The organism is Vibrio sp. ES.051 (genome assembly GCF_002563795.1).
GTDB lineage: Bacteria > Pseudomonadota > Gammaproteobacteria > Enterobacterales > Vibrionaceae > Vibrio.
Map to the genome: position 1 here is coordinate 49335 of NZ_PDJL01000006.1, position 21631 is coordinate 70965.

Consider the following 21631-nt stretch of genomic DNA (forward strand, 5'->3'; position numbering starts at 1 on the left):
TCGGTTAAAGATCCATCACCAAGGTGTTTATCCACACAGCCTTATCGTTATTTATGCGATTCTCATAATATCAAGCCCAAAACCTCATTTTTACCCCTGTTTATTCATCCAGACTCACTCAAAATCTCATCGGGCTCTTCATAGTCTGTGGATAAGTTATGCATTGATCATTCTTAACTCACCTCGATGAAATCTTGGGCAGTGGATTTCGTTGGAATTTGTTAGACTAGATGTTTTCCAAAAATTACCTTGTCATTATGAAACCTGAACCACATACAGAAGCAGAACTCATCGAACGTGCTCACAATATGGCAGGGCTCAGTTTTTTGGAACTGGCCACCGAAGCTGGTATGAACGTTCCTGAAAATTTAAAACGCGATAAAGGCTGGGTGGGGCAACTACTTGAATGGCATCTAGGTGCACCTTCGGGAAGTAAACCTCAACAAGATTTTTCTCAATTAGGAATTGAGCTGAAGAGTATCCCCATCAGCTATACAGGAAAACCTTTGGAAACCACCTTTGTTTGCGTCGCTCCCCTCACTGGCGTACAGGGACTCACATGGGAAACCAGCCATGTGAGAAACAAACTTTCACGCGTACTTTGGGTGCCCGTAGAAGGAGAACGAGAACTTCCTCTCGCCAAGCGCCGCGTGGGTAGTCCGTTAATTTGGTCACCTAATGAGGAAGAAGAGCGTATCTTACGTAATGATTGGGAAGAGTTAATGGAAATGATCGTGCTCGGAAAGTTTGATCAAATTTCAGCCAGACTCGGCGAAGCGCTTCACCTGCGCCCAAAAGCCGCTAACGCGAAAGCGCTGACCGAGGCTTATAGCTCGAATGGTAAACCGATAAAAACTCTGCCTCGTGGTTTCTATCTCAGAACACAGTTTACAGAGAAAATTTTATTGAAACATTACCTCAATACGCTGTCGGAGTAATGATACTGACCAACTCCATCAATGTGTTTTTAGTAATAACTCAATGTCACAATATGAGGCGGTTCCCTCGCTACCACATTCGTCATAAGCGTTGTGCAGTCTCAGGAAAGCTTTATCAACTCCCAACCTCAGGAGTTCTTCTTTCACCAAATCCAGCGAACCAAAATGAATAGGATCTTCGCCATCTTTAATAGGTTCAAGCTGATGTTTGTACTCCACTGCTAATAAGTACTCAGAAACGTCAGAACACCCAATCACAAAGACCTTAGGTGTTTTATAAGTATCTCTATGGGGACCGTGTAGCCACATGTCTAGTTGATGCTTCTGCATAATCCACCTCCTTCTCACAATGATTTAAGTGTAGTTACGGGTTGTATCGCTTTCGAGTCAGATTTTTCTTTATACGTAAATAATTTGCGAGAACGGTTAAAAATCCCCTATATTGGGACGACTTATTCAGTCGGTAACTCCTCAAGGACGTGACATGCAATACACCAAACTACCGCACTCATCACTCGAGATCAGTAAGATCTGCCTCGGCACCATGACTTTTGGTGAACAAAACACAGAAAAAGAAGCCTTCGAACAGCTCGACTTTGCTCTTGACCACGGCGTGAACTTTATTGATACCGCCGAGATGTATCCCGTCCCACCCAAGGCAGAAACCCAAGGTTTAACCGAGCAATACATCGGTAATTGGCTAACCAAATCGAGAAAACGAGAAAAAGTAGTCCTCGCAACGAAAGTCGCAGGCCCTCGCGGTGTTCCTCATATTCGCGACAATATGAGCCTGAACCGTCGCCACATCCATACTGCAATTGACGACAGCCTTCAGCGACTTCAGACTGATTATGTGGATTTGTACCAATTGCATTGGCCGCAACGCCAAACTAACTGCTTTGGACAACTAAATTACCCTTACCCCGACAAACAAGAAGAAGTCACTCTGATAGAAACTCTTGAAGCACTAACAGAGCTCGTTAACGCAGGCAAGGTGCGCTATATCGGCGTCTCAAATGAAACCCCGTGGGGAGTGATGTCGTTGTTACGGCTGGCTGAGAAACATGACTTGCCGCGGATCGTTTCCATTCAAAACCCATACAGCTTGCTGAATCGCAGCTTTGAAGTGGGTCTGTCTGAAATCAGTCATTATGAAGGTGTACAGCTATTGGCTTATTCACCGTTAGCATTTGGTTGCTTAAGTGGTAAGTATCTAAATGGTGCAAAACCAGAGGGCGCTCGATGCTCTAAATGGGAACGCTTTGCTCGCTACTTTACGCCACAAGGCGTTAAAGCCACCGAAGCGTACGTGAGTTTGGCTCGAGAGCATGGTTTGGATCCAGCACAAATGGCGCTGGCATTTGTCAATCAACGTCCATTTGTCGCGTCCAATATCATCGGCGCCACCAACCTTGATCAGCTCAAAGCGAACATTGACAGTATTGATCTTCAACTTAGTGAAGCGCTACTCACTGAAATCCAAGCGATTGGCACTACCTACTCTAATCCTTGCCCATAAGAACGACAAAGGCTGACGTAAAGGTCAGCCGATTTCTAAGGTTAAAGCATAACTGAATATTGTTCATATAGCATATTGCACGACTATGCTATTTAAACCGTCTGCTCAGAAATTAAATTATGTTTATTCAATAGCCGATACATCGTTGCGCGCGAAACACCAAGCTCTTTTGCCGCATTTGACACTTGTCCAGAATGTGACTCCAAAACAACTAATAGCGCATCACGTTCACTCTTTTCTCGGATGGCTTTCAAACTACGTTTCGCGTCATTTCGTTGTGGTAAATCTAGATGATGCGCTTCGATCATGACGCTATCCGACATCAATACCGCACGTTTCACTTGATTCATCAACTCACGTACGTTACCCGGCCAGTCATAGCACGTCAGCGCCTTCAAGGCCTCCTCCGAGAAGCTCTTAGCTTGTGAGTTGTATTCTTTCGAAAACTCTTGTAAATAGTAACGCGCTAATAACGAAGTATCGCTAGCACGTTCTTTCAAGCTTGGAACATTAATGCGAAGAACGTTGATATAGTGATAAAGCTCTTCATTAAAATCACCATCAAGCAGCGCTTTTTCTATATTTGATGAGTTAGCAGCAAGGATACGAACATTGACCATTTTCATACCATTTTTGGTTTCAATTGTGCCTTCTTGCAAAAACCTCAGTAGATTCATCTGCTGCTCTTTCGAGATGGCCAAAATGTCATTGAACAGCACCGCCCCACCATCGGCTTGTTCAATGAGGCTTGGTCTCATGTCGTCTTCCGCTGACATTCCAAACACTTCAGTTTGGAAGCGCTGTTTATTTAAAGCTCGACAATTAATCGTCATAAATGGCTTGTGGGAACGCGAAGACACTTTATGAATAGCACGAGCCACCGTCTCTTTTCCTGCCCCACTTTCTCCAGAGATTAAGATGCTGACATCTGTTGGCCCAATGCGTTTTACTTGATCGCGTAGACGCTTCATCGGGATCGACTCACCAATCAACCCCATGTCTAAACTGTTACCAAAACTAGGCCAGACTTTTTTCTCCAGCTTAAGCATACCTAATTGGTGACCAATGGTGCTAAGGAGTTGGGCGTCAGGGATTGGCGCAGTAAAAAAGTCGATACAGAAGTTAACAATGAACTGGCAGATAGTGTCAGTGCCAAGTTGAGGCTCACGAATAAACGCTAACCAGCGCACATGTTTGTGAAAGCTCACTAAGTTCGCTAAGCCGTTTAAACTGAATTCATCATGACTGAGATCGACAATACCAATACATGGACCAATATATTCTAGCAGCGCATGCGCTTTGCGTAAGTCCCCCACTTGATGACACTTCCAGCCAACCTGTTCCAGTACTGATAACCAAGGCTCATCAGTACCGCCCACGACCACCAGAGATCCCGGGATGGAATCCATCTTAAATTGCCCAGCCATTCTCTCACCCTTTTTCATTATTAATTGAAATTTTGCGTCACAACCCCACCTTTGCGAACGGGTAACATTATCGAGACTAAAATCATTCAAGTCTGTCTCAGTATTAAGACTAGCAATGGATTGAGATTTGGCGAATACTGATTTGCATATCCTTTTAAAAACCAAGCGCAACTATTTGAATTTATTTAACGAAAAGACATAAAAAAACCACCCGAAGGTGGTTTTTAAACACTTGAGCAAATTACGCTTGTGGGCGCATTGCAGGGAATAGGATCACGTCACGAATTGTGTGCGTATTTGTCAGTAGCATAACCAAACGGTCAATACCGATACCTTGACCTGCTGTTGGCGGTAGGCCGTGCTCTAACGCAGTAATGTAGTCTGCATCATAGAACATGGCTTCATCATCACCAGATTCTTTAGCTTCAACTTGTGCTTTAAAGCGCGCATCTTGGTCTTCTGCATCGTTCAGCTCTGAGAAGCCATTCGCTACTTCACGACCACCAATAAAGAACTCAAAACGATCGGTGAAGAATGGGTTGTCATCACTACGACGAGCCAATGGAGAAATGTCCGCAGGGTAACCAGTGATGAACGTTGGCTGCATGAGTTTAGGCTCTGCAGTTTCACCGAAGATCTCTTCTAGCAACTGACCACATGTCCAGAAATCTTCGACTTCAACATGCACTGACTTCGCGATAGAAACCATCAGTTCGCGGTTTTGTAGATCGTCTTCTGTTAACGCTTGGATTTGGGCGTGGTCTGGGTTGAATTTTTTGATCGCTTCAAACATGCTCATGCGAGCGTACTGACCACCAAATTCAACCGTTTCATCACCATAAGGCATTGAAGTAGAGCCTAAAACTTCTCGTGCAACCGTACTTAATAACTCTTCAGTAAGATCCATTAGATCTTTATAATCCGCGTACGCCATGTAGAACTCCATCATCGTGAACTCTGGATTATGACGAGGAGAGAGACCTTCATTACGGAAGTTACGGTTGATTTCGAATACGCGATCAAAACCACCCACAATTAGACGCTTCAGGTAAAGTTCAGGTGCAACACGTAAGTACATTGGCATATCTAGTGCGTTGTGATGCGTAATGAATGGACGTGCCGTCGCACCGCCAGGAATAACGTGCATCATTGGCGTTTCAACTTCCATGAACTCTTTAGAGATCATGAAATTACGAATAGAAGACATCACTTTAGAACGTATAATAAATGCTTGACGAGAGTCTTCGTTCACGATCAGGTCAACGTAACGCTGACGGTAACGCATTTCTTGATCAGTAAGGCCGTGGAACTTCTCTGGTAGTGGACGAAGTGCTTTGGTTAGCAACTCGTACTCTTCCATGTTCACGTATAGGTCACCTTTGCCCGATTTGTGTAGCACACCTCTGACACCGATGATGTCACCGATATCAAGACCTTGATACTTTTCTTTTAGTTCTTTCTGTACGTCTTTTGCAGCGTACGCCTGAATGCGACCAGAAGTTTCTTGAATAACTAAGAAGGGACCACGCTTAGCCATAATGCGGCCAGCCACTGCCACAACGTGGTTCAACTCTTCTAGTTCTTGCTTCGTCTTTTCACCGAACTCTTTTTGAAGGTCGCCCGCTAGCGCGTCACGACGGAAGTCGTTTGGATGGCCGTTTGCTTTGCAGCTCTTTCGGATTTCATCCAGTTTAGCGCGGCGCTCAGCAATCAGCTTGTTTTCTTCTTGTACAGTTTCGTTTTGAACAGCATCAGTCATTTTTCAATGTATCCTGTTTGTGTCGGTGAAAAGCTTATAGGCCTGATTTCAGGCTAGCTTCAATAAATTTGTCCAGATCGCCATCAAGGACCGCTTGGGTGTTACGGTTTTCAACCCCCGTACGGAGATCTTTAATGCGTGAGTCATCCAATACGTAAGAACGGATCTGGCTACCCCAGCCAATGTCAGACTTGGCGTCTTCATTAGCTTGTTTTTCCGCGTTTTGCTTTTGTAACTCAAGCTCAAATAGCTTTGCTCGAAGCTGTTTCATTGCCTGATCTTTGTTCTTATGTTGAGAACGGTCATTTTGACACTGCACTACCGTGTTCGTTGGTACGTGTGTAATACGAACCGCAGATTCGGTAGTGTTAACGTGCTGACCACCTGCGCCTGACGCACGGTAAACGTCAATACGTAGGTCTGAAGGATTAATGTCGATAGCGATGTTTTCATCAACCTCTGGGTAGATAAACGCAGACGCAAATGAAGTATGGCGACGGCCGCCTGAATCGAATGGCGATTTACGTACCAGACGATGAACGCCCGTTTCTGTGCGTAACCAACCGTAGGCGTACTCACCGGAGATACGAACCGTTGCAGACTTAAGGCCCGCAACCTCGCCTTCAGAGACTTCTATCACTTCCGCTTTAAAGCCTTTCGCTTCAGCCCAACGTAAGTACATACGCAGTAACATATTGGTCCAATCTTGCGCTTCTGTACCACCCGATCCAGCTTGTAAGTCAATGTAGCAATCGGAGCTGTCGTGATCACCAGAGAACATACGGCGGAATTCAAGCAGTTCGAGCTTTTCTTCTAGATCTGCAAGTTCTGGTTCGATTTCGTCAAATGTTTCTTGGTCTTCTTCTTCTACAGCCAGTTCCAGAAGACCTTCTACATCGTCTACCCCTTGCTCTAGTTGAACAATAGTTTCAACAATCGCTTCTAGGGATGCACGCTCTTTACCCAGCGCTTGCGCACGCTCAGGTTCATTCCATACATCTGGTTGCTCAAGTTCTGCGTTGACTTCTTCTAGACGCTCTTTCTTTGCGTCATAGTCAAAGGTACCCCCTCAGGACATTTGTGCGCTGAGACACGTCCTGCAGACGGTTTTTAATTGGATTGATTTCAAACATGCTTACTCAACATTTTAGAATAGAATTTAACCGAGAAATTCTACTGAAAAATGTGACCGAGATACAGAAAAATTTCAGGCGAGAAACCAGATTGTCATTAGGGAGAGCGCGGTCATTAAATTTTATCCCCCTCTAGGGGCAATCGTACTCTATACCCCATGGACTTCTAGGCGCTACTTCGCTTCGACATGATCAATCATCAATTGCAATGATTGATTACCACGAAATTCATTCACATCCAATTTGTAAGCTAAACGGACGGTTTTAACCGATGCATCTGGCCAACGGCGTAAATCAACGTTAAACGCAATACCGTCAATCGTTACGTTAGTTGGGTATCCTTTATGCAGCGGCTCAAGCATCAGTTTAAGGTGTTTTTCGCCCACGAGTTTTTGGTGCAATACTTTAAACTCACCATCAAAGACTGGCTCGGGAAAAGCTTGACCAAATGGACCACCAGAACGCAGTTGCTCTGCAACATGCATCGAGAACTCTTCTGGCTTAAGTTCACCATCAGAGAAAATCACCCCCTTTAATGCCGCTTCATCCAGCTCTTTTTTCACCACTTCATCAAACAAACGGCTAAAACGCTCAAAGTCTTGTTCTTTGATGGTTAATCCGGCCGCCATTGCATGGCCACCAAACTTGATGATCAAGCCTGGATTTTGAGTATCGATGTAATCCAATGCGTCACGCATGTGCAGGCCAATCACCGAACGGCACGACCCTTTAATAAGGCCTTCTCCGCCATCAGCAAATGCAATCACTGGACGATAAAATTTGTCTTTGATACGTGATGCTAAAATACCAATCACACCTTGGTGCCAATCACGCTGGAACAAGGCTAAGCCGTAAGGCAATTCACTATGCTCTCCAAACTGAAGGCGCTCACAAAATGCCATGGCTTCTTGTTTCATGCCCTCTTCAATCTCTTTACGCGTTTGGTTGAGGCCATCAAGTTCGCTTGCCATGCGACGGGCGGCGTGGATGTTATTACACATCAGCAACTCAACACCAAATGACATATCATCCAAACGACCAGCGGCATTGATGCGCGGACCTAGCGCAAAGCCAAAATCCGCCGCTACTAATCGGCGAGCATCGCGCTTCGCCACTTCAATCAGCGCTTGAATACCTGGGCGAGCTTGACCCGCACGGATACGTTGCAAACCTTGATGAACTAAAATGCGATTGTTCTCATCAAGAGGTACAACGTCAGCAACGGTGCCCAGCGCCACCAAATCAATCAGCTCCATCAGTTTTGGCTCTTGCATGCCTTGCTCAGTAAACCAATTCTGTTTGCGCATATGAACACACAGCGCCATCATCAGGTAAAACGCCACACCGACTCCTGCCAATGCTTTGGATGGGAAGGCACAACTCTCTAGGTTCGGGTTCACCATCGCATCGACATTCGGCAGCACTTGCCCCGGTAAATGGTGATCAGTCACGAGCACGGTAATACCGTTTTCTTTGGCGTAGCGAACCCCTTCGATTGACGAGACACCGTTATCTACCGTCATGATCATCTCTGCGCCAAGCTCTAATGCTTGATCAACGACTTCTGGGCTTAACCCATAGCCGTCTTCAAAACGATTCGGTACTAAGTAGTCCACATTGTGACTACCAAGCATACGCAGCGCGAGCACCGACAATGCAGAGCTTGTCGCGCCATCAGCATCAAAATCACCGACAACGATGATGCGTTTTTGTTCTTGTATTGCCTGAAACAAAAGCTCGACAGCTTGCTCAATTCCCCCGAGCTTTTGGTAAGAATGCAAACCACGGGCTGACGTTTCTAGCTGCGCAGGATCCGTAATCCCACGGTTGATGTAGATACGCTTCAGAAGGGGAGAAATCGAATCAGGAAGAAGGGAAAGATCGGGTTCAGGACGTCGTTGAATTTCTATCATGTTTGAAAAAGCCGACGACTCCGCCGGCTCTACTCCTTAAAGGATTATTGTTGCTCTAAACGTTTGTACAATTCTGCTGGTGGGAGGTAACCTCCGATCATTTCGCCATTTGGTAGAAAAATAGCAGGCGTACCTGAAATCCCCAATTGACGACCAACGTTGTAATGCGCTTGGACCGTTTCTTTACACTGTTTTAGATCTTTCTCAGGGCTGTCGAAAGTACGGTTCACTTTGGCGTTATGCATTGCAGAGTTTGGATCCTCAGCACACCAGATTGTTGCCATTTGCTCTGCCACCGGACCGGTTGCACCTTGACGAGGGTATGCCATGTAACGCACCGTAATACCTAAGTCGTTATAACCTTGCATTTGGCTGTGCAGACGAACGCAATAGCCGCAGGTAATATCAGTAAATACGGTCACAACGTATTTTTCTTTATCCGCTTTGTACTCAATCATGCTGTCTGAAAACTGAGCGATTTTCTCAGCATTAAGTGGGGCTTGACGCTCTGCGATAACGTCTTTATAGCTGCCATCATCACTGACTGCGTACAGCGTGCCCGCGATAAAGTGATTCCCATCATTGGAAGCAAACAGTACCCCTCCGTTGGTTTGGATTTCTAACAAACCTGCCACATCGGATGGTTGAATATCTACAATTGATAGACCAAGCTTTGAAAACTTTGTTTTTAAAGCGGCTTCATCAAAATTGTTTTGTACGGCCGGTGCAACTTGCTGTGCAGAGGGCTCCGTTTTAGCCTGACTTTCTTCAGCACCACAAGCGGTCACAAAAAAGGGTAAAGTCAGCAGAGTTAATCGGCGTAATACGCTCATTAAATTCACCTTAATATAAAATCGTTTTCCAAGCAGACATGGATGAACCCAACCATTGGTTATGCTCTTGGATGGTGTTGACTGTGGATCTGCTTTAATCGCTCAGTCGCCACGTGAGTATAAATTTGCGTGGTCGATAAGTCACTATGTCCCAACAGCATCTGTACGACCCTGAGATCTGCGCCATAGTTCAATAAATGCGTGGCGAATGCATGACGCAGGACGTGCGGCGACAGTTGTTCGGTATCAATCCCTGCCACCAAAGCATAGTACTTAATACGATGCCAAAACGTCTGACGAGTCATTTGTCGGGCCCGTTTACTCGGAAAAACGACATCGGATGATGTATCCCGCAGTAACGCGGGACGCCCTTGCTGGATAAACGTTTCTATCCAATCTACTGCGCTTTCTCCCATTGGTACCAAACGCTCTTTGCCGCCTTTACCTGTTACACGCACAACCCCCTGTCGCAAGCTGATGTTTTCCATCGTTAAGCTCACCAATTCAGTCACACGTAACCCTGTCGCATACAGCAACTCAAGCATGGCTTTATCACGTAGTTCTACGGGATCATTCGGGTCTGGTGCTTCCAACAACGCATCGACCTGCTCTTCACTGATATCTTTGGGTAAGCGTTGCGGCAATTTCGGGCTGACCAACAACGCACTTGGATCATCGGCACGGACTTTTTCACGATGTAAGTACTGAAACAAGCGACGAATCGCGGATAACATCCGCGCTCGCGAAGTCTGCTTGTAATCCAAATCAACGAGATAGGTTTGGTATTCTTGTAGACCAGACAAACTGATGAAATCAAAACGGTAACGCTGCTGCTCCATCCACACGAGTAATTTCATCAAATCATTACGGTATGAAGCCAGTGTGTTCTCAGACAGGCCACGCTCCATCCACATCGCATCTAAGAATTGTTCAACAAGCGTAAAATCTTGTTGATTGACAGGCTGTTGTGCCGTCATTCCCGCTTCCTTCTCTGTTTATATTTACAGTAGTGAGGGTAAGACACCGCCACCTTGAATGCTATAAAAAATTAGTATCAAGGGGTAATCTCACAATATTCGCTGCATTCATGATCAGTTTAAGGTTAAAATCCTCTATAACAGCAACACAAAAACGACGAATATCATGAAAATCGGACTCTTTTACGGCTCAACGACCTGCTACACCGAAATGGCAGCAGAGAAAATTCGTACCCTTATTGGTGAAGACCTTGTCGACATTCACAATGTGAAAGAGACACCGCTGTCACTGATGGCTGACTACGATTTATTACTACTTGGCATTTCCACTTGGGATTTCGGTGAACTTCAAGAAGACTGGAGTGCAATTTGGCAAGACATCGCAACCACACCATTAAAAGGCAAAGTGGTAGCGCTGTTTGGGCTTGGTGACCAAGAAGGTTATGGCGAGTGGTACCTAGACGCGATGGGATTGCTCCACGATGAACTGCAAGCAACAGGGGCAACATTTATCGGTTACTGGCCGAATGAAGGCTATGAATTTGAAGCGTCTAAAGCGCTAACCGAGGACGATAGCATGTTTGTTGGCCTAGCGTTAGACGAAGACTCACAATACGAATTCAGTGATGAGCGTATTGAAAAGTGGTGCGAACAAATACTGGTAGAGTTCCACGATACACTTTAAACCCGCTTCGCCAAACGCAGTCATAAAAGCTAAAAAGCCCGATGAATCACTTCATCGGGCTTTTTGATATTGATTCTTTCGCTCGCTTATGCGGCTTCTTCTCTCAACTCTGGACGAGGTTTAGAGATGAACAGCATACATACAATTGCAGCGAAAGTGGGCAGCACCCACCCCATACCAACGTCAAACAGTGGCAGGATATTGAATACAGAAACATCGATGCCAGACACTTTCGCAGCATCAACCAAAGCAAACAGTAATGATACTAGCAGTACCGCACGGTAAGCAAAGCGTGGATTGGGCAGTTTTTTACGCACAAAGGTAAGGACGACTAATGCAATCGCAACCGGATAAAGCGCAAACAATACTGGCACGGACAAAGCAATAAGCTGAGCAAGACCAACGTTCGCAACCAGTGCGCACACCGAGCCATTAATCAGTACCCACTGTCGATATGACAGTCGCGTTTTTGAACTGAAGAAATCAGAACACGCAGAAATCAGGCCGATCGCAGTAGTTAAACACGCCAATAGCACGATGACAGACAGAACGATTTGTCCGTACGGACCAAATAACGCTTGCACGTATTGGCTCAGAACCAAACCGCCGTTATCCGCCCCCGCAGCGACTGTCGCGCTTGTCGCACCCAAGTAGAATAACGAAATGTAAACAAACGCTAGGCCAGTGGCTGCAATGCAACCAGCAGAGATTAGGTATTTAGTTGTTGCTGTACGCTCAGTGATACCCTTACCACGCAGCGCATCCACCATCAGCATACCGAACATCAATGACGCGAAAGTATCCATCGTGTTATACCCCTCTAGGAAACCTTTCGTCAGCGGCTGAGTTAAGTATTCACCTTGCGCACCGACCATTTCACCTTGAGGATCTATAAATACTGCCACTGCAAGAATGATCAAACCAACGAACAATGCTGGTGTTAACACTTTACCTATAAGATCAATCAAACGACCTTGGAACCATGAAAACATCATCGCGGCAGCAAAGAATATCACTGAAAATGCCGTCAGATGGGTTTGCGATGCTTCAATGAAGAACGGCTTCACCGCCATCTCATAGGCGACTAAACCAGTACGAGGCGCAGCAAATGCAGGTCCAATGATGATAAAGATCAGCGCCGCCATCAAGACCGCCGCTTTTTTGGGCAAATCTTGTGTTAAATGATCCCAAGAACCACCTGCAACAGCGATAGCAACGATAGTAATAAGAGGTAGACCTACCGCTGTTAGCAAGAAACCGAACATCGCTGGCATTAAGTTCTCACCCGCTAGCTGACCCGCTAGAGGAGGAAAAATGATGTTGCCGGCCCCCAAAAAGAACGCAAATAGCATAAAGCCTATTGCGATAATATCTGTTAGTTTTAACGTTTGCTTCACAGATAATCCTTGTCTTTTGAATTAATGAATGTTGTGTATGCCAAGACCACTTTTTGTATACCAAAAGTCAATAAGTATACGTGGTTCAATCTATAAAATTTTCGCCGCATAATGACGAAAGAGTCAACATTTGGCAACCTTTAAGGAAAAAACACCATATTAATTTAGTTTTTAAACTCAAAAGCAGTGAATCAAACTGGATTTAAATAACAGGCCAGTTCTTTGTCTCGATCAATCAACAATACAGTTTGATAACAAACAAGACAACAATCCACACAATTAAGAAACAATAGAGCAATCGACTCTATTAGTGAACAAGTTTGAAACAATCATGAAGAACGAAAAATTTATTACTAAAGGCTTCAAGTTTAAGCAATTTTGCATCGAGGACGGGGAAAGTGGCATGCCAGTTAGTACTGATGGCATCATGCTTGGCGCTTGGGTTCAAAGCGCTCATGATGGCACTATTCTCGACATTGGTACTGGTACCGGCTTGCTGGCCTTAATGTGCGCTCAACGTTTTTCTGATGCCCAAATCACAGCGGTAGACATTGAGCTGACCGCCATTGACGCCGCACGTCAAAACTTCGCTCAATCTCCTTGGCCAGAGCGTTTATGGCTACTTCACACTGATGTACTGAGCTATACCCCATCCCACTTATTCCAGCGGATCATTTGCAATCCGCCTTACTTCAATAGTGGAGAGCAATCCAAACAACGTCAGCGTGCAACCGCAAGACACACCTTAACCTTACGCCACAATGCGTTACTGCAACGTTGCCATCAACTGCTGGAAGATGATGGAAAAGCGAGTTTTGTGTTACCGACTTCCGAAGGCGAACAGTTTATTGAATTAGCACTAAGTCAAAGCTGGTATTTATCACGGTGTTGCCAAGTACAACCATCAGAAAAAAAACCAGTGCATCGTTTGCTATTTGAATTAGCCAAACAGCCTTGCGATACTCGGCAATCGCACTTAATCATTCACTCCCAAGGTGGTTACAGCGACGATTTTATCCAGTTAACTCATGAGTTTTACCTTAAGATGTGAAATAATATGTGATCCTTATCACCAATCACTTTATAATGTGCGACCTTTCGTATTCTATGCTGTTGTGGCGAACCATTAACCAAGCTCCGTGCTTGTGGAGAACTCATTGTGATCAGAACCTTTGCTGAACTCGATCTAGACCCAAACCTACTTGATGCCATTGAAGAGATGGGCTTCGAGCGCCCAACGAAAGTTCAGGCGGAAGCCATCCCACAAGCCTTGGATGGACGAGACATTTTAGCGTCAGCGCCAACGGGAACAGGTAAAACGGCGGCATTTGTTCTGCCTGCTCTGCAGTACTTGCAAGATTTCCCTCGCCGTAAGCCGGGACCTGCGCGTATTTTGATTCTCACGCCGACACGTGAGTTGGCAATGCAGATTGCCGATCAAGCTCGCGCCTTGGCAAAAAATACCAAACTGAACATCTTTACGATTACGGGTGGCGTTCAATACCAAGAGCACGCGGACATTCTGGCGACAACACAAGATATCGTTGTCGCCACCCCTGGGCGTTTAAAAGAATACATCGACGCAGAACGTTTTGATTGCCGTGCCATTGAATGGTTAATTCTAGACGAAGCCGATCGCATGCTGGATATGGGGTTTGCTCCAACGGTTGACAGATTGTCGACAGAATGTCGCTGGCGTAAGCAAACCCTGCTGTTCTCTGCCACCTTGGAAGGTAAAGGTGTAGAAGGCTTCGCAGCGGATCTATTAAACGACCCCGCTGAGATTGATGCGAAATCGCCTCTGCGTGAGCGAAAGAAAATTGCTCAGTGGTATCACCGCGCAGATGATGCCGAACATAAACTTGAGCTCTTAAAGCACATCATCACACAACAAGCAGAACGGACCATCGTATTTTTGAAAACTCGAGAGCGTCTTGCTGAGCTACGCGCACAACTTGAAAGCGCGCAAATTCCTTGTTCGTGGATTCAAGGTGAAATGCCTCAAGATCGTCGTAACAACGCAATTGCCCGCTTTCGAGATGGCACCGTAAACGTGCTACTGGCAACCGATGTTGCGGCTCGCGGTATCGACCTGCCAGATGTGTCTCACGTGATCAACTATGATATGCCCCGCACAGCAGACGTCTACCTTCACCGAATTGGCCGTACCGCTCGTGCAGGTAAGAAAGGGAACGCCGTCTCACTCATTGAAGCGCACGACCAACCAATGATGGATCGCGTCGCTCGTTATGTAAAAGAAGAGATCAAAGAGCGTTTCATCAAAGAAATGCGTCCTAAGCACAAAAAGCCTGTGTTTAAGAAGAAAAAGAAAAAAGAAGATAAGAAAAAGCCCGCAAAAAAAAGCGTGGCTAAAAAGAAGTAATCGTATCGTTTAACAGTAAAAAGGGTTGCCAGTAGCAACCCTTTTTTGTGAGCGTCAATTAAGACTCTCGCTCCGAGTTCTTATTCGATCAGTTTTGCTCTTCGCGTTTAAATACCAATTCTGTTGGCGTCGACTCTTCTTCGGCAAAATAATAACCTGCCGTATCAAACTGAGTGAGATCCGCTACGCTCTCGATACGGTTTTCGATGATGTAACGTGCCATCATGCCGCGTGCTTTCTTCGCATAAAAGCTGATCACTTTGTATTGACCATTTTTGCAATCTTTGAACACCGGCGTAATCACTTGAGCATCCAAGCTCTTTGGTTTGACCGCTTTGAAATACTCATTAGACGCTAGGTTGATAAGTACATTATCTCCTTGCGCCGCAATCGCCTGATTCAACTTCTCTGTAATAACATTACCCCAAAACTGATATAGGTTAGTGCCCTTATCGTTTGCAAGCTTAGTGCCCATCTCAAGACGGTATGGCTGCATCAAATCGAGAGGCTTGAGCAAACCATAGAGCCCTGACAACATACGCAAATGATCTTGAGCGTAGTCAAAATCGGCTTGCGATAATGTGCCCGCATCCAACCCCGTGTAAACATCACCTTTAAACGCAAGAATGGCCTGACGCGAATTTTCTGTGGTAAACGTCTCGCTCCATTCTTGGAATCGACCAACGTTTAAATCGGCAATCTTGTCACTCACCTTCATTAGAGAGGCGACATCCGCAGGCGTGAGTTTACGGCAAACATCGATAAGCTCTTTAGAGTATTCAATTAATTCGGGTTGGGTGCATTTTTCTGTCGCTAATGGTGACTCATAATCAAGAGTCTTTGCTGGAGACACTACGATAAGCATGACTTTAACTTCCCTCATTTTGTTTTTTACTAGAGTACAAAAAAAGCCATGCATTGTCTGCATGGCTTTTCTAATCGTGCTCATCGCTTTCTACGATGAATAAAGCGACAATCAGTCTTTTTTATCGCTATACCAGATGCCTTCTTCCAATTGAGATTTTAACTCTGGGAAGTCATTTGCATCAAAGGTCGGTACCTTGCCTTCGTCAAGCTGACGGTTGTAATCTTTGGCAAGTTTGATAACGATGCCAGATAACAAAATGATCGCCACCAAGTTAACTATCGCCATTAAGCCCATCGAAACATCAGCGAGAGACCATACCACTGGCAACGAAGCCATTGCACCAAACATTACCATCCCCAAGACAATCACTCGGAAGATGCTAAGGCCTGCTTTGTGGTTATGCTCTAGGAAGATGAGGTTCGTCTCTGCGTATGAGTAGTTCGCGATAATTGAAGTAAATGCGAAAAAGAAAATCGCTATAGCAACAAAGATACCGCCCCAATCACCGACTTGTGAACTCAATGCACGTTGAGTTAACTCAATACCTGTGACTTCTGTTGCTTGGCCTACATATTCACCAGACATTAGGATAATCGCCACGGTCGAAGAACAGATAACAATCGTATCCATAAATACGCCTAGCATCTGAACGTAACCTTGAGATGCCGGGTGCGGTGGATAAGGCGTCGCTGATGCTGCTGCGTTAGGCGCAGAACCCATACCCGCTTCGTTCGAAAACAAGCCTCGTTTGACACCGTTGATCATCGCTTGTGCGATGGCATAGCCTAGACCACCCGCTGCAGCTTCTTGCAGACCAAACGCGCTCTTGATGATAAGCATAAGTACATCTGGCAATTTCTCTAAGTTTGAGAACATCACAAACAGTGCCAGTGCAAGGTATAGCAGAGCCATTACCGGCACGATCAACTCCGCGACTTTAGCAATACGCTTAATACCACCAAAAATGACGATAGATGATAATGCTACAACCGCAATACCAACATAAAAATCGCTCCAACCAAATGCGGCGCTCATAGCATTAGCAATAGAGTTTGCTTGTACGGCATTAAATACCAAACCAAAAGCAATGATGAGGAAAATTGAGAACAATACGCCCATCCAACGCATCCCCAAGCCTTTTTCCATGTAGTAAGCCGGACCACCGCGGTAGTTGCCATCATCATCTTTGGTTTTGTATAGCTGCGCCAGAGTGCTCTCTGCAAATGACGTTGCCATACCCAGCATTGCGATTAGCCACATCCAGAAGATTGCGCCAGGGCCACCAGCTGTCAATGCGACGGCAACGCCCGCCATGTTACCGGTACCGACACGTGCAGCAAGACTAGTACAAAGCGCTTGGAAAGAAGAAATACCAGCTTTGTCTGCTTTACGACTGTTCTTAAGAACAGAGAACATGTGGCCGAAATGACGGAATTGGATGAATCCTAATCGAACGGTGAAGTAAATACCTACACCTACAAGAAGATAAACCAAAATCGATCCCCATAAGAGATCGTTTATCAAATTGATTAAGTCTGTCATGTGTACCTCAAAGTGAGTTGCGCCGGTCTATGCGTCCAAGCCATCCACCAAATTGCCTGCTAAGTGTCAAAGTGTGCTTAGCTTTTTAAGTAATGTTTATAGGCAATCCAGAATCGTAAACGTCGCTTCATGCATCCATTTTACGTACCTGCGTATTTTTTGACGGGCGGATAATGCTACCTCAAGACGCAAAAATCAATATACAACCAGTAAAGTAATACGACTATTTTTCACTATAAAGTCACCAAAAGATAACATAATTAGAAGACTTAACACCCATAGAATGCAACATTGCAATTACCAATTGACAACATGAACAATTAATCTCCCATCAAAAAAATGAAACCTCTAAAAAACAGGGTTAGGCTAGTACTCACAAGGTGTTACATAAATTTACAGTGGTAACCCATGTCTAATTGAACACTATTTCATCAACGTTACTTTATGCAACTTTTACCTTCATTCCATGCTCTGCTGCTACGATTAGAATTAACATTGAAACCTGTTTATTTAATCGTTTTCTTGCGAGCGTTTGTGCATTTTTTATCCATTGTGTTGCAAGAATAAGTGTGATTTTGAGAATATTTTTGCACGAAAATGTCATGCTACCGACACAAATGCGAAATATATCATGGTTATTCTCATGGTTATTGTGTTACTTAAACTTCACAAGGACTGGTACAGCAGTTTAACTAAAGCAAGGTAAGGTGACTTATGGAAGGCTTTCAACTAGATGATATTTTTAATCTGAATACTACCTCAACAACCAAGTCTCGTGCCAAACCAGTAAAGCGAAAATGGCGTGAAATAGAAGAGATGAACGACAGACGCAATTTACTCAAGGAGTTGCGAGAACTTGATCTTTGTAACGATTACAACTTAGAAGACATTAAACTCTAATTCAAACCAAAGGCACCGTTATGGTGCCTTTGGTTTTGTACAGAACGCCTAGATTTCTACAAAGCATCTACAAATCGAGTTGACCGATACACGATCGGGATCGTATTAACTTTATACAAACTCCGTATCACTTTGACGGACACGTTCAGCCAGTTGTTGATACTGATCTGCTATCGTGTCACCAAACACGGGGTCATCTTCACTCACACTCCATAAGCTTTCTACGTGCTGCCAATCTTCTGTGGTAAACAGCTCTTCGATCAAAGGCAAGATTTTTCTCTCCTCTAGCTCCAAATGGCGTTTTTGAGAATCGATAAAATCTTCAAGATGAGCGATAAATATATCTTGTGGTACCACCGCATCTTGCAAAATCATCTCTATGACTGAAGCAAACTCTTTGGTTTTACTGGCTAACTCTTGGTGCTCCTTTTCCAAGTTTTCCATGTTTTTTTGTTTACCATAGTGTTCAATAAAGTGGTGATAGAGAATATCTTCTTTTGGATGGTGGACTTTTTCTGAATGGTTAGAAAGGTAATCAACAATCTCGCCCACTAACGCGTAGTTAATTGGACGTTCTTGTTTTATTGCATTGAGTTTATGGCGCAATATAGCCAACAGACGAACCATATAGCCATGTTCTCGTCGAATTCTTTCGATCATCATAGTATCTCTCCTTAATACCTCTTTAATAAGTGTATATGAGAAATACTTCATCAGCTTCGAGCGTGCTCAAAAAAACAACGGTCACAATGCTCCTGACCGTTGCCTCTGCTTTTTATACGCTCAATGGCAAATGCCAATTGATCACCTCTTTTCCTTGTGAGGCAAGTAGCTGGTTTGCTTGGGAGAAATGCTTACAACCAAAGAAACCTCGGTGAGCAGACAAAGGAGATGGGTGCGGCGCAGTTAAAACATGATGCTTATTGCGGTCGATAAACTGACCTTTTTTCTGTGCATGTGCTCCCCACAACAAAAACACCACGCCTTGTTGATGTTGATTAACAGCTTCAATAACTCGATCAGTGAACGCTTCCCAACCACTTTTTGAATGAGAGTGCGCTTTGCCTTGCTCGACCGTCAACACCGTATTAAGCAGCAATACGCCCTGCTCTGCCCAACTTTGCAGAAAACCGTGCTGAGGGATCTGAAACCCTTCGATATCTTGAACTAGCTCTTTATACATATTCATCAAAGACGGTGGTGTTTTTACCCCAGGAAGTACAGAAAAGCACAGACCGTGAGCCTGATTAGGGCCATGGTATGGGTCTTGCCCCAATATCACGACTTTAACGTGGTTAAACTCGGTAAAATGAAAGGCGTTGAATACATCTTTCGCTGGCGGATAAATGACTTTGCCAGCCGCTCGCTCTGCCTCAACAAAATTCAAGGTTTTGACAAAGTCGCTTTGTTTTTTTTCTTCGCCGATCACATCGTGCCAAGTCAGTGACTGATTCATGGAAAGTTTCTCCCCTTATATTTTCCTCTATTCTAACGAGCAAAACCGGAACAAACAAAAACATAACTTACCGTCGACTAGGGAGCAGTGATGAGAAACTATTGCTTCTGTGGTGTTCGGAAATGCCCTTGACCCGCAATATGACGGTTTGGCATTGGTAAGCGCAGTGCACGTCGGCTATATGCGTAAGAAGCAAAAGAGTGTGGTCGAGACATCATGGCATCCTTCTTTTTAAATCAGATATACCCAATAACTAAGGAAGAAAGATGCCAACTTTGTTATGGCGTTAGTCGCTGTTGGTAACCTCTAGGTGAAACTGGCGTAACGCATTAATCTCTTGCTGCCAAATATCAGGGTCAATTGTTTCTAAAATCAGAGGGATACCATCAAAGCGAGGGTCTTTCGCGATGTACTCAAAACAATCCCATCCGATCTCTCCTTTACCTAATGAGTGGTGGCGATCCACTTTGCTGGCAAACTCAACTTTTGAATCATTTAGATGCATTGCTCTTAAATAGTGCATACCGACAATACGCTCAAACTCAGCAAAAGTACGTTCGCAATCTTCTTTTGTACGCAGGTCATAACCCGCAGTAAACGTATGGCAGGTATCGATACATACGCCAACACGTTCTTTGTCTTCGACTTGGTCGATGATTTCTGCAAGGTGCTCAAATTTCCAACCTAAATTCGTGCCTTGACCAGCGGTGTTCTCAATCACCGCGATCACGTCCGGCACCACTTTATGCGCAAGGTTGATCGACTCAGCAATCGTAGCCAAACACGCTTGCTCAGAGACTTTCTTTAAGTGGCTCCCCGGATGAAAGTTAAGCAAAGTTAACCCTAGCTGGTTGCATCGCTCCATCTCATCAATAAATGCAGCACGTGATTTATTCAACTTCTCTTCTTCCGGAGCGCCTAAATTAATCAAATAAGAATCGTGCGGCAGAATGTGCTCCGCACCAAACCCCAACATTTTGCAGTTGGCTTTAAATGCATTGATGGTTTTTTCTTCCAGCGGCTTTGCAACCCATTGACGCTGGTTTTTGGTAAATAAAGCAAAAGCATTCGCACCGATCTCACGAGCTCTTAACGGCGCTTGATCAACACCACCGGCCGCAGAAACATGTGCACCAATAAATTTGTTTCCTAATTTGTTTTTCATATTTGTTTTTAATCACTTTAGACTTTCAGGATAACTACCCATATACAGCTCGTTACGTTAGCAAGGTCAATTTTTAAACTCACTTTTGTAGTAAACTTACAACAAAAAAATAAGTTTGAAAATTCTTTACATTGTCCAACAAATGATAACCATTGTGTTTTCAAAGGTTTCATTGATTTAGAATAACAAAACAACCTTAATAAAAACAATGTTTTTGGTTGTTTTTTGACTTAAATCAATATTAAAATAGTGGATATTAGCTATATAATACTCAGCTCAACGAAAACTCGAAAATTAACACCAATAATCACCACGTACGTGGTCTAGGAGATAGTGATGATCCAAGGTATCCAAATTACAAAAGCAGCAAACGACGACCTACTAAACTCTATCTGGTTACTAGATAGTGAAAAGAACGAAGCGCGTTGTGTTGCAGCAACGGCAGGCTACGAAGCAGACCAAGTTATCGCAATCAGCGACCTAGGTGAATACGAAAGCCGTGAAGTGGCTATCGAAACAGCGCCGAAGATTGAAGGCGGTCAGCACTTGAACGTAAACGTTCTTAAACGTGAAACGCTAGAAGATGCCGTGGCTCACCCAGAGAAATACCCGCAGCTAACAATTCGTGTTTCTGGGTACGCGGTACGTTTCAACTCACTCACGCCAGAGCAGCAACGTGACGTTATCGCTCGTACATTTACTGAATCTCTATAATAAAGATACACTCCAGCCAATT

At 44.6% G+C, this 21631-nt stretch carries 20 protein-coding genes; 7 read left to right on the plus strand and 13 right to left on the minus strand.

Features of this window, described 5'->3' with window-relative positions; genetic code table 11:
- Positions 1 to 257: 257 nt before the first annotated feature.
- Entirely contained in the window at positions 258 to 938 is a 681-nt protein-coding gene (mutH, locus tag ATG66_RS17350) for a DNA mismatch repair endonuclease MutH (protein WP_098417098.1), read from the plus strand.
- 18 nt (positions 939 to 956) lie between these two features.
- Here mutH and ATG66_RS17355 read toward each other — a convergent pair whose 3' ends face one another.
- Positions 957 to 1268 carry a DUF6482 family protein gene (locus tag ATG66_RS17355; protein WP_098416480.1) on the minus strand — a complete coding sequence of 104 codons (312 nt, stop codon included), beginning with the start codon at positions 1266 to 1268 and terminating at the stop codon, positions 957 to 959.
- 154 nt (positions 1269 to 1422) lie between these two features.
- Between ATG66_RS17355 and ATG66_RS17360 the strand changes: the two genes are divergently transcribed.
- The gene (locus ATG66_RS17360; protein WP_098416481.1) at positions 1423 to 2457 is read left to right on the plus strand and encodes an NADP(H)-dependent aldo-keto reductase; all 1035 of its coding nucleotides are present in this window, start codon (positions 1423 to 1425) and stop codon (positions 2455 to 2457) included.
- A 92-nt stretch (positions 2458 to 2549) separates the two neighbouring features.
- Here the strand turns inward: ATG66_RS17360 and ATG66_RS17365 are convergent, their stop codons facing one another.
- The 6 genes from ATG66_RS17365 to xerD all read right to left on the minus strand — a co-directional run bounded on the left by ATG66_RS17365 (position 2550) and on the right by xerD (position 10499).
- Positions 2550 to 3884, minus strand: a complete 1335-nt coding sequence (locus ATG66_RS17365; RefSeq protein WP_098416482.1) for a sigma-54-dependent transcriptional regulator — start codon at positions 3882 to 3884, stop codon at positions 2550 to 2552.
- A 241-nt stretch (positions 3885 to 4125) separates the two neighbouring features.
- Entirely contained in the window at positions 4126 to 5643 is a 1518-nt protein-coding gene (lysS, locus tag ATG66_RS17370; protein ID WP_098416483.1) for a lysine--tRNA ligase, read from the minus strand.
- A gap of 34 nt (positions 5644 to 5677) precedes the next feature.
- Positions 5678 to 6776 (minus strand): peptide chain release factor 2 gene (prfB, locus tag ATG66_RS17375; protein WP_098416484.1). Its coding sequence is split into 2 segments (ribosomal slippage): positions 5678 to 6700 and positions 6702 to 6776, totalling 1098 coding nucleotides; the frame shifts between segments, so codons are not numbered across the junction.
- A 173-nt stretch (positions 6777 to 6949) separates the two neighbouring features.
- The gene (gene recJ, locus ATG66_RS17380) at positions 6950 to 8689 is read right to left on the minus strand and encodes a single-stranded-DNA-specific exonuclease RecJ (RefSeq protein ID WP_098416485.1); all 1740 of its coding nucleotides are present in this window, start codon (positions 8687 to 8689) and stop codon (positions 6950 to 6952) included.
- Positions 8690 to 8733: 44 nt separating this feature from the next.
- On the minus strand, positions 8734 to 9522 hold the full coding sequence (gene dsbC / locus ATG66_RS17385; protein WP_098416486.1) for a bifunctional protein-disulfide isomerase/oxidoreductase DsbC: 789 nt from the start codon (positions 9520 to 9522) through the stop codon (positions 8734 to 8736).
- A 59-nt stretch (positions 9523 to 9581) separates the two neighbouring features.
- On the minus strand, positions 9582 to 10499 hold the full coding sequence (xerD, locus tag ATG66_RS17390; RefSeq protein WP_098416487.1) for a site-specific tyrosine recombinase XerD: 918 nt from the start codon (positions 10497 to 10499) through the stop codon (positions 9582 to 9584).
- A gap of 166 nt (positions 10500 to 10665) precedes the next feature.
- On the opposite strand from xerD, the gene fldB reads away from it, so the two are divergent.
- Complete coding sequence (fldB, locus tag ATG66_RS17395; protein WP_098416488.1) at positions 10666 to 11184, plus strand: flavodoxin FldB; 519 nt, start codon at positions 10666 to 10668, stop codon at positions 11182 to 11184.
- Between the two features lie 86 nt (positions 11185 to 11270).
- Here fldB and brnQ read toward each other — a convergent pair whose 3' ends face one another.
- Positions 11271 to 12581: a branched-chain amino acid transport system II carrier protein gene (gene brnQ / locus ATG66_RS17400; protein ID WP_098416489.1), complete on the minus strand. Its 1311-nt coding sequence runs from the start codon at positions 12579 to 12581 to the stop codon at positions 11271 to 11273.
- A 331-nt stretch (positions 12582 to 12912) separates the two neighbouring features.
- Between brnQ and ATG66_RS17405 the strand changes: the two genes are divergently transcribed.
- Both ATG66_RS17405 and srmB read left to right on the plus strand, forming a co-directional pair.
- On the plus strand, positions 12913 to 13632 hold the full coding sequence (locus ATG66_RS17405) for a tRNA1(Val) (adenine(37)-N6)-methyltransferase (protein WP_098416490.1): 720 nt from the start codon (positions 12913 to 12915) through the stop codon (positions 13630 to 13632).
- A 108-nt stretch (positions 13633 to 13740) separates the two neighbouring features.
- Entirely contained in the window at positions 13741 to 14964 is a 1224-nt protein-coding gene (srmB, locus tag ATG66_RS17410; RefSeq protein WP_098416491.1) for an ATP-dependent RNA helicase SrmB, read from the plus strand.
- 88 nt (positions 14965 to 15052) lie between these two features.
- Here the strand turns inward: srmB and yaaA are convergent, their stop codons facing one another.
- Together yaaA and ATG66_RS17420 are read right to left on the minus strand one after the other, a co-directional pair.
- A complete protein-coding gene (gene yaaA / locus ATG66_RS17415) occupies positions 15053 to 15829 on the minus strand; it encodes a peroxide stress protein YaaA (RefSeq protein ID WP_098416492.1) in 777 nt (258 codons plus the stop codon).
- A 111-nt stretch (positions 15830 to 15940) separates the two neighbouring features.
- Entirely contained in the window at positions 15941 to 17374 is a 1434-nt protein-coding gene (locus ATG66_RS17420; RefSeq protein ID WP_098416493.1) for an alanine/glycine:cation symporter family protein, read from the minus strand.
- Positions 17375 to 18088: 714 nt separating this feature from the next.
- Between ATG66_RS17420 and ATG66_RS17425 the strand changes: the two genes are divergently transcribed.
- Positions 18089 to 18274 carry a DUF3545 family protein gene (locus tag ATG66_RS17425; RefSeq protein ID WP_098416494.1) on the plus strand — a complete coding sequence of 62 codons (186 nt, stop codon included), beginning with the start codon at positions 18089 to 18091 and terminating at the stop codon, positions 18272 to 18274.
- A 111-nt stretch (positions 18275 to 18385) separates the two neighbouring features.
- On the opposite strand, the gene ATG66_RS17430 is transcribed toward ATG66_RS17425, so the two are convergent.
- From ATG66_RS17430 to nfo, 3 genes are all read right to left on the minus strand, one after another.
- Positions 18386 to 18937: a hemerythrin domain-containing protein gene (locus ATG66_RS17430; protein WP_179885720.1), complete on the minus strand. Its 552-nt coding sequence runs from the start codon at positions 18935 to 18937 to the stop codon at positions 18386 to 18388.
- A 112-nt stretch (positions 18938 to 19049) separates the two neighbouring features.
- A complete protein-coding gene (gene ung, locus ATG66_RS17435) occupies positions 19050 to 19730 on the minus strand; it encodes a uracil-DNA glycosylase (protein WP_098416496.1) in 681 nt (226 codons plus the stop codon).
- A 286-nt stretch (positions 19731 to 20016) separates the two neighbouring features.
- The gene (nfo, locus tag ATG66_RS17445) at positions 20017 to 20895 is read right to left on the minus strand and encodes a deoxyribonuclease IV (protein ID WP_098416498.1); all 879 of its coding nucleotides are present in this window, start codon (positions 20893 to 20895) and stop codon (positions 20017 to 20019) included.
- 336 nt (positions 20896 to 21231) lie between these two features.
- On the opposite strand from nfo, the gene grcA reads away from it, so the two are divergent.
- Positions 21232 to 21609 (plus strand): autonomous glycyl radical cofactor GrcA, encoded by a 378-nt coding sequence (gene grcA / locus ATG66_RS17450; RefSeq protein WP_098416499.1) that lies wholly within the window; start codon positions 21232 to 21234, stop codon positions 21607 to 21609.
- Positions 21610 to 21631 lie beyond the last annotated feature (22 nt).

What these genes read in the sequence shown, in the direction of transcription:
- mutH (WP_098417098.1), top strand. Translation starts at nt 258, where the DNA reads ATGAAACCTGAACCACATACAGAAGCAGAACTCATCGAACGTGCTCAC.
- ATG66_RS17355 (WP_098416480.1), bottom strand. Translation starts at nt 1,268, where the DNA reads ATGCAGAAGCATCAACTAGACATGTGGCTACACGGTCCCCATAGAGAT.
- ATG66_RS17360 (WP_098416481.1), top strand. Translation starts at nt 1,423, where the DNA reads ATGCAATACACCAAACTACCGCACTCATCACTCGAGATCAGTAAGATC.
- ATG66_RS17365 (WP_098416482.1), bottom strand. Translation starts at nt 3,884, where the DNA reads ATGGCTGGGCAATTTAAGATGGATTCCATCCCGGGATCTCTGGTGGTC.
- lysS (WP_098416483.1), bottom strand. Translation starts at nt 5,643, where the DNA reads ATGACTGATGCTGTTCAAAACGAAACTGTACAAGAAGAAAACAAGCTG.
- recJ (WP_098416485.1), bottom strand. Translation starts at nt 8,689, where the DNA reads ATGATAGAAATTCAACGACGTCCTGAACCCGATCTTTCCCTTCTTCCT.
- dsbC (WP_098416486.1), bottom strand. Translation starts at nt 9,522, where the DNA reads ATGAGCGTATTACGCCGATTAACTCTGCTGACTTTACCCTTTTTTGTG.
- xerD (WP_098416487.1), bottom strand. Translation starts at nt 10,499, where the DNA reads ATGACGGCACAACAGCCTGTCAATCAACAAGATTTTACGCTTGTTGAA.
- fldB (WP_098416488.1), top strand. Translation starts at nt 10,666, where the DNA reads ATGAAAATCGGACTCTTTTACGGCTCAACGACCTGCTACACCGAAATG.
- ATG66_RS17405 (WP_098416490.1), top strand. Translation starts at nt 12,913, where the DNA reads ATGAAGAACGAAAAATTTATTACTAAAGGCTTCAAGTTTAAGCAATTT.
- yaaA (WP_098416492.1), bottom strand. Translation starts at nt 15,829, where the DNA reads ATGCTTATCGTAGTGTCTCCAGCAAAGACTCTTGATTATGAGTCACCA.
- ATG66_RS17420 (WP_098416493.1), bottom strand. Translation starts at nt 17,374, where the DNA reads ATGACAGACTTAATCAATTTGATAAACGATCTCTTATGGGGATCGATT.
- ATG66_RS17425 (WP_098416494.1), top strand. Translation starts at nt 18,089, where the DNA reads ATGGAAGGCTTTCAACTAGATGATATTTTTAATCTGAATACTACCTCA.
- ATG66_RS17430 (WP_179885720.1), bottom strand. Translation starts at nt 18,937, where the DNA reads ATGATGATCGAAAGAATTCGACGAGAACATGGCTATATGGTTCGTCTG.
- ung (WP_098416496.1), bottom strand. Translation starts at nt 19,730, where the DNA reads ATGAATCAGTCACTGACTTGGCACGATGTGATCGGCGAAGAAAAAAAA.
- nfo (WP_098416498.1), bottom strand. Translation starts at nt 20,895, where the DNA reads ATGAAAAACAAATTAGGAAACAAATTTATTGGTGCACATGTTTCTGCG.
- grcA (WP_098416499.1), top strand. Translation starts at nt 21,232, where the DNA reads ATGATCCAAGGTATCCAAATTACAAAAGCAGCAAACGACGACCTACTA.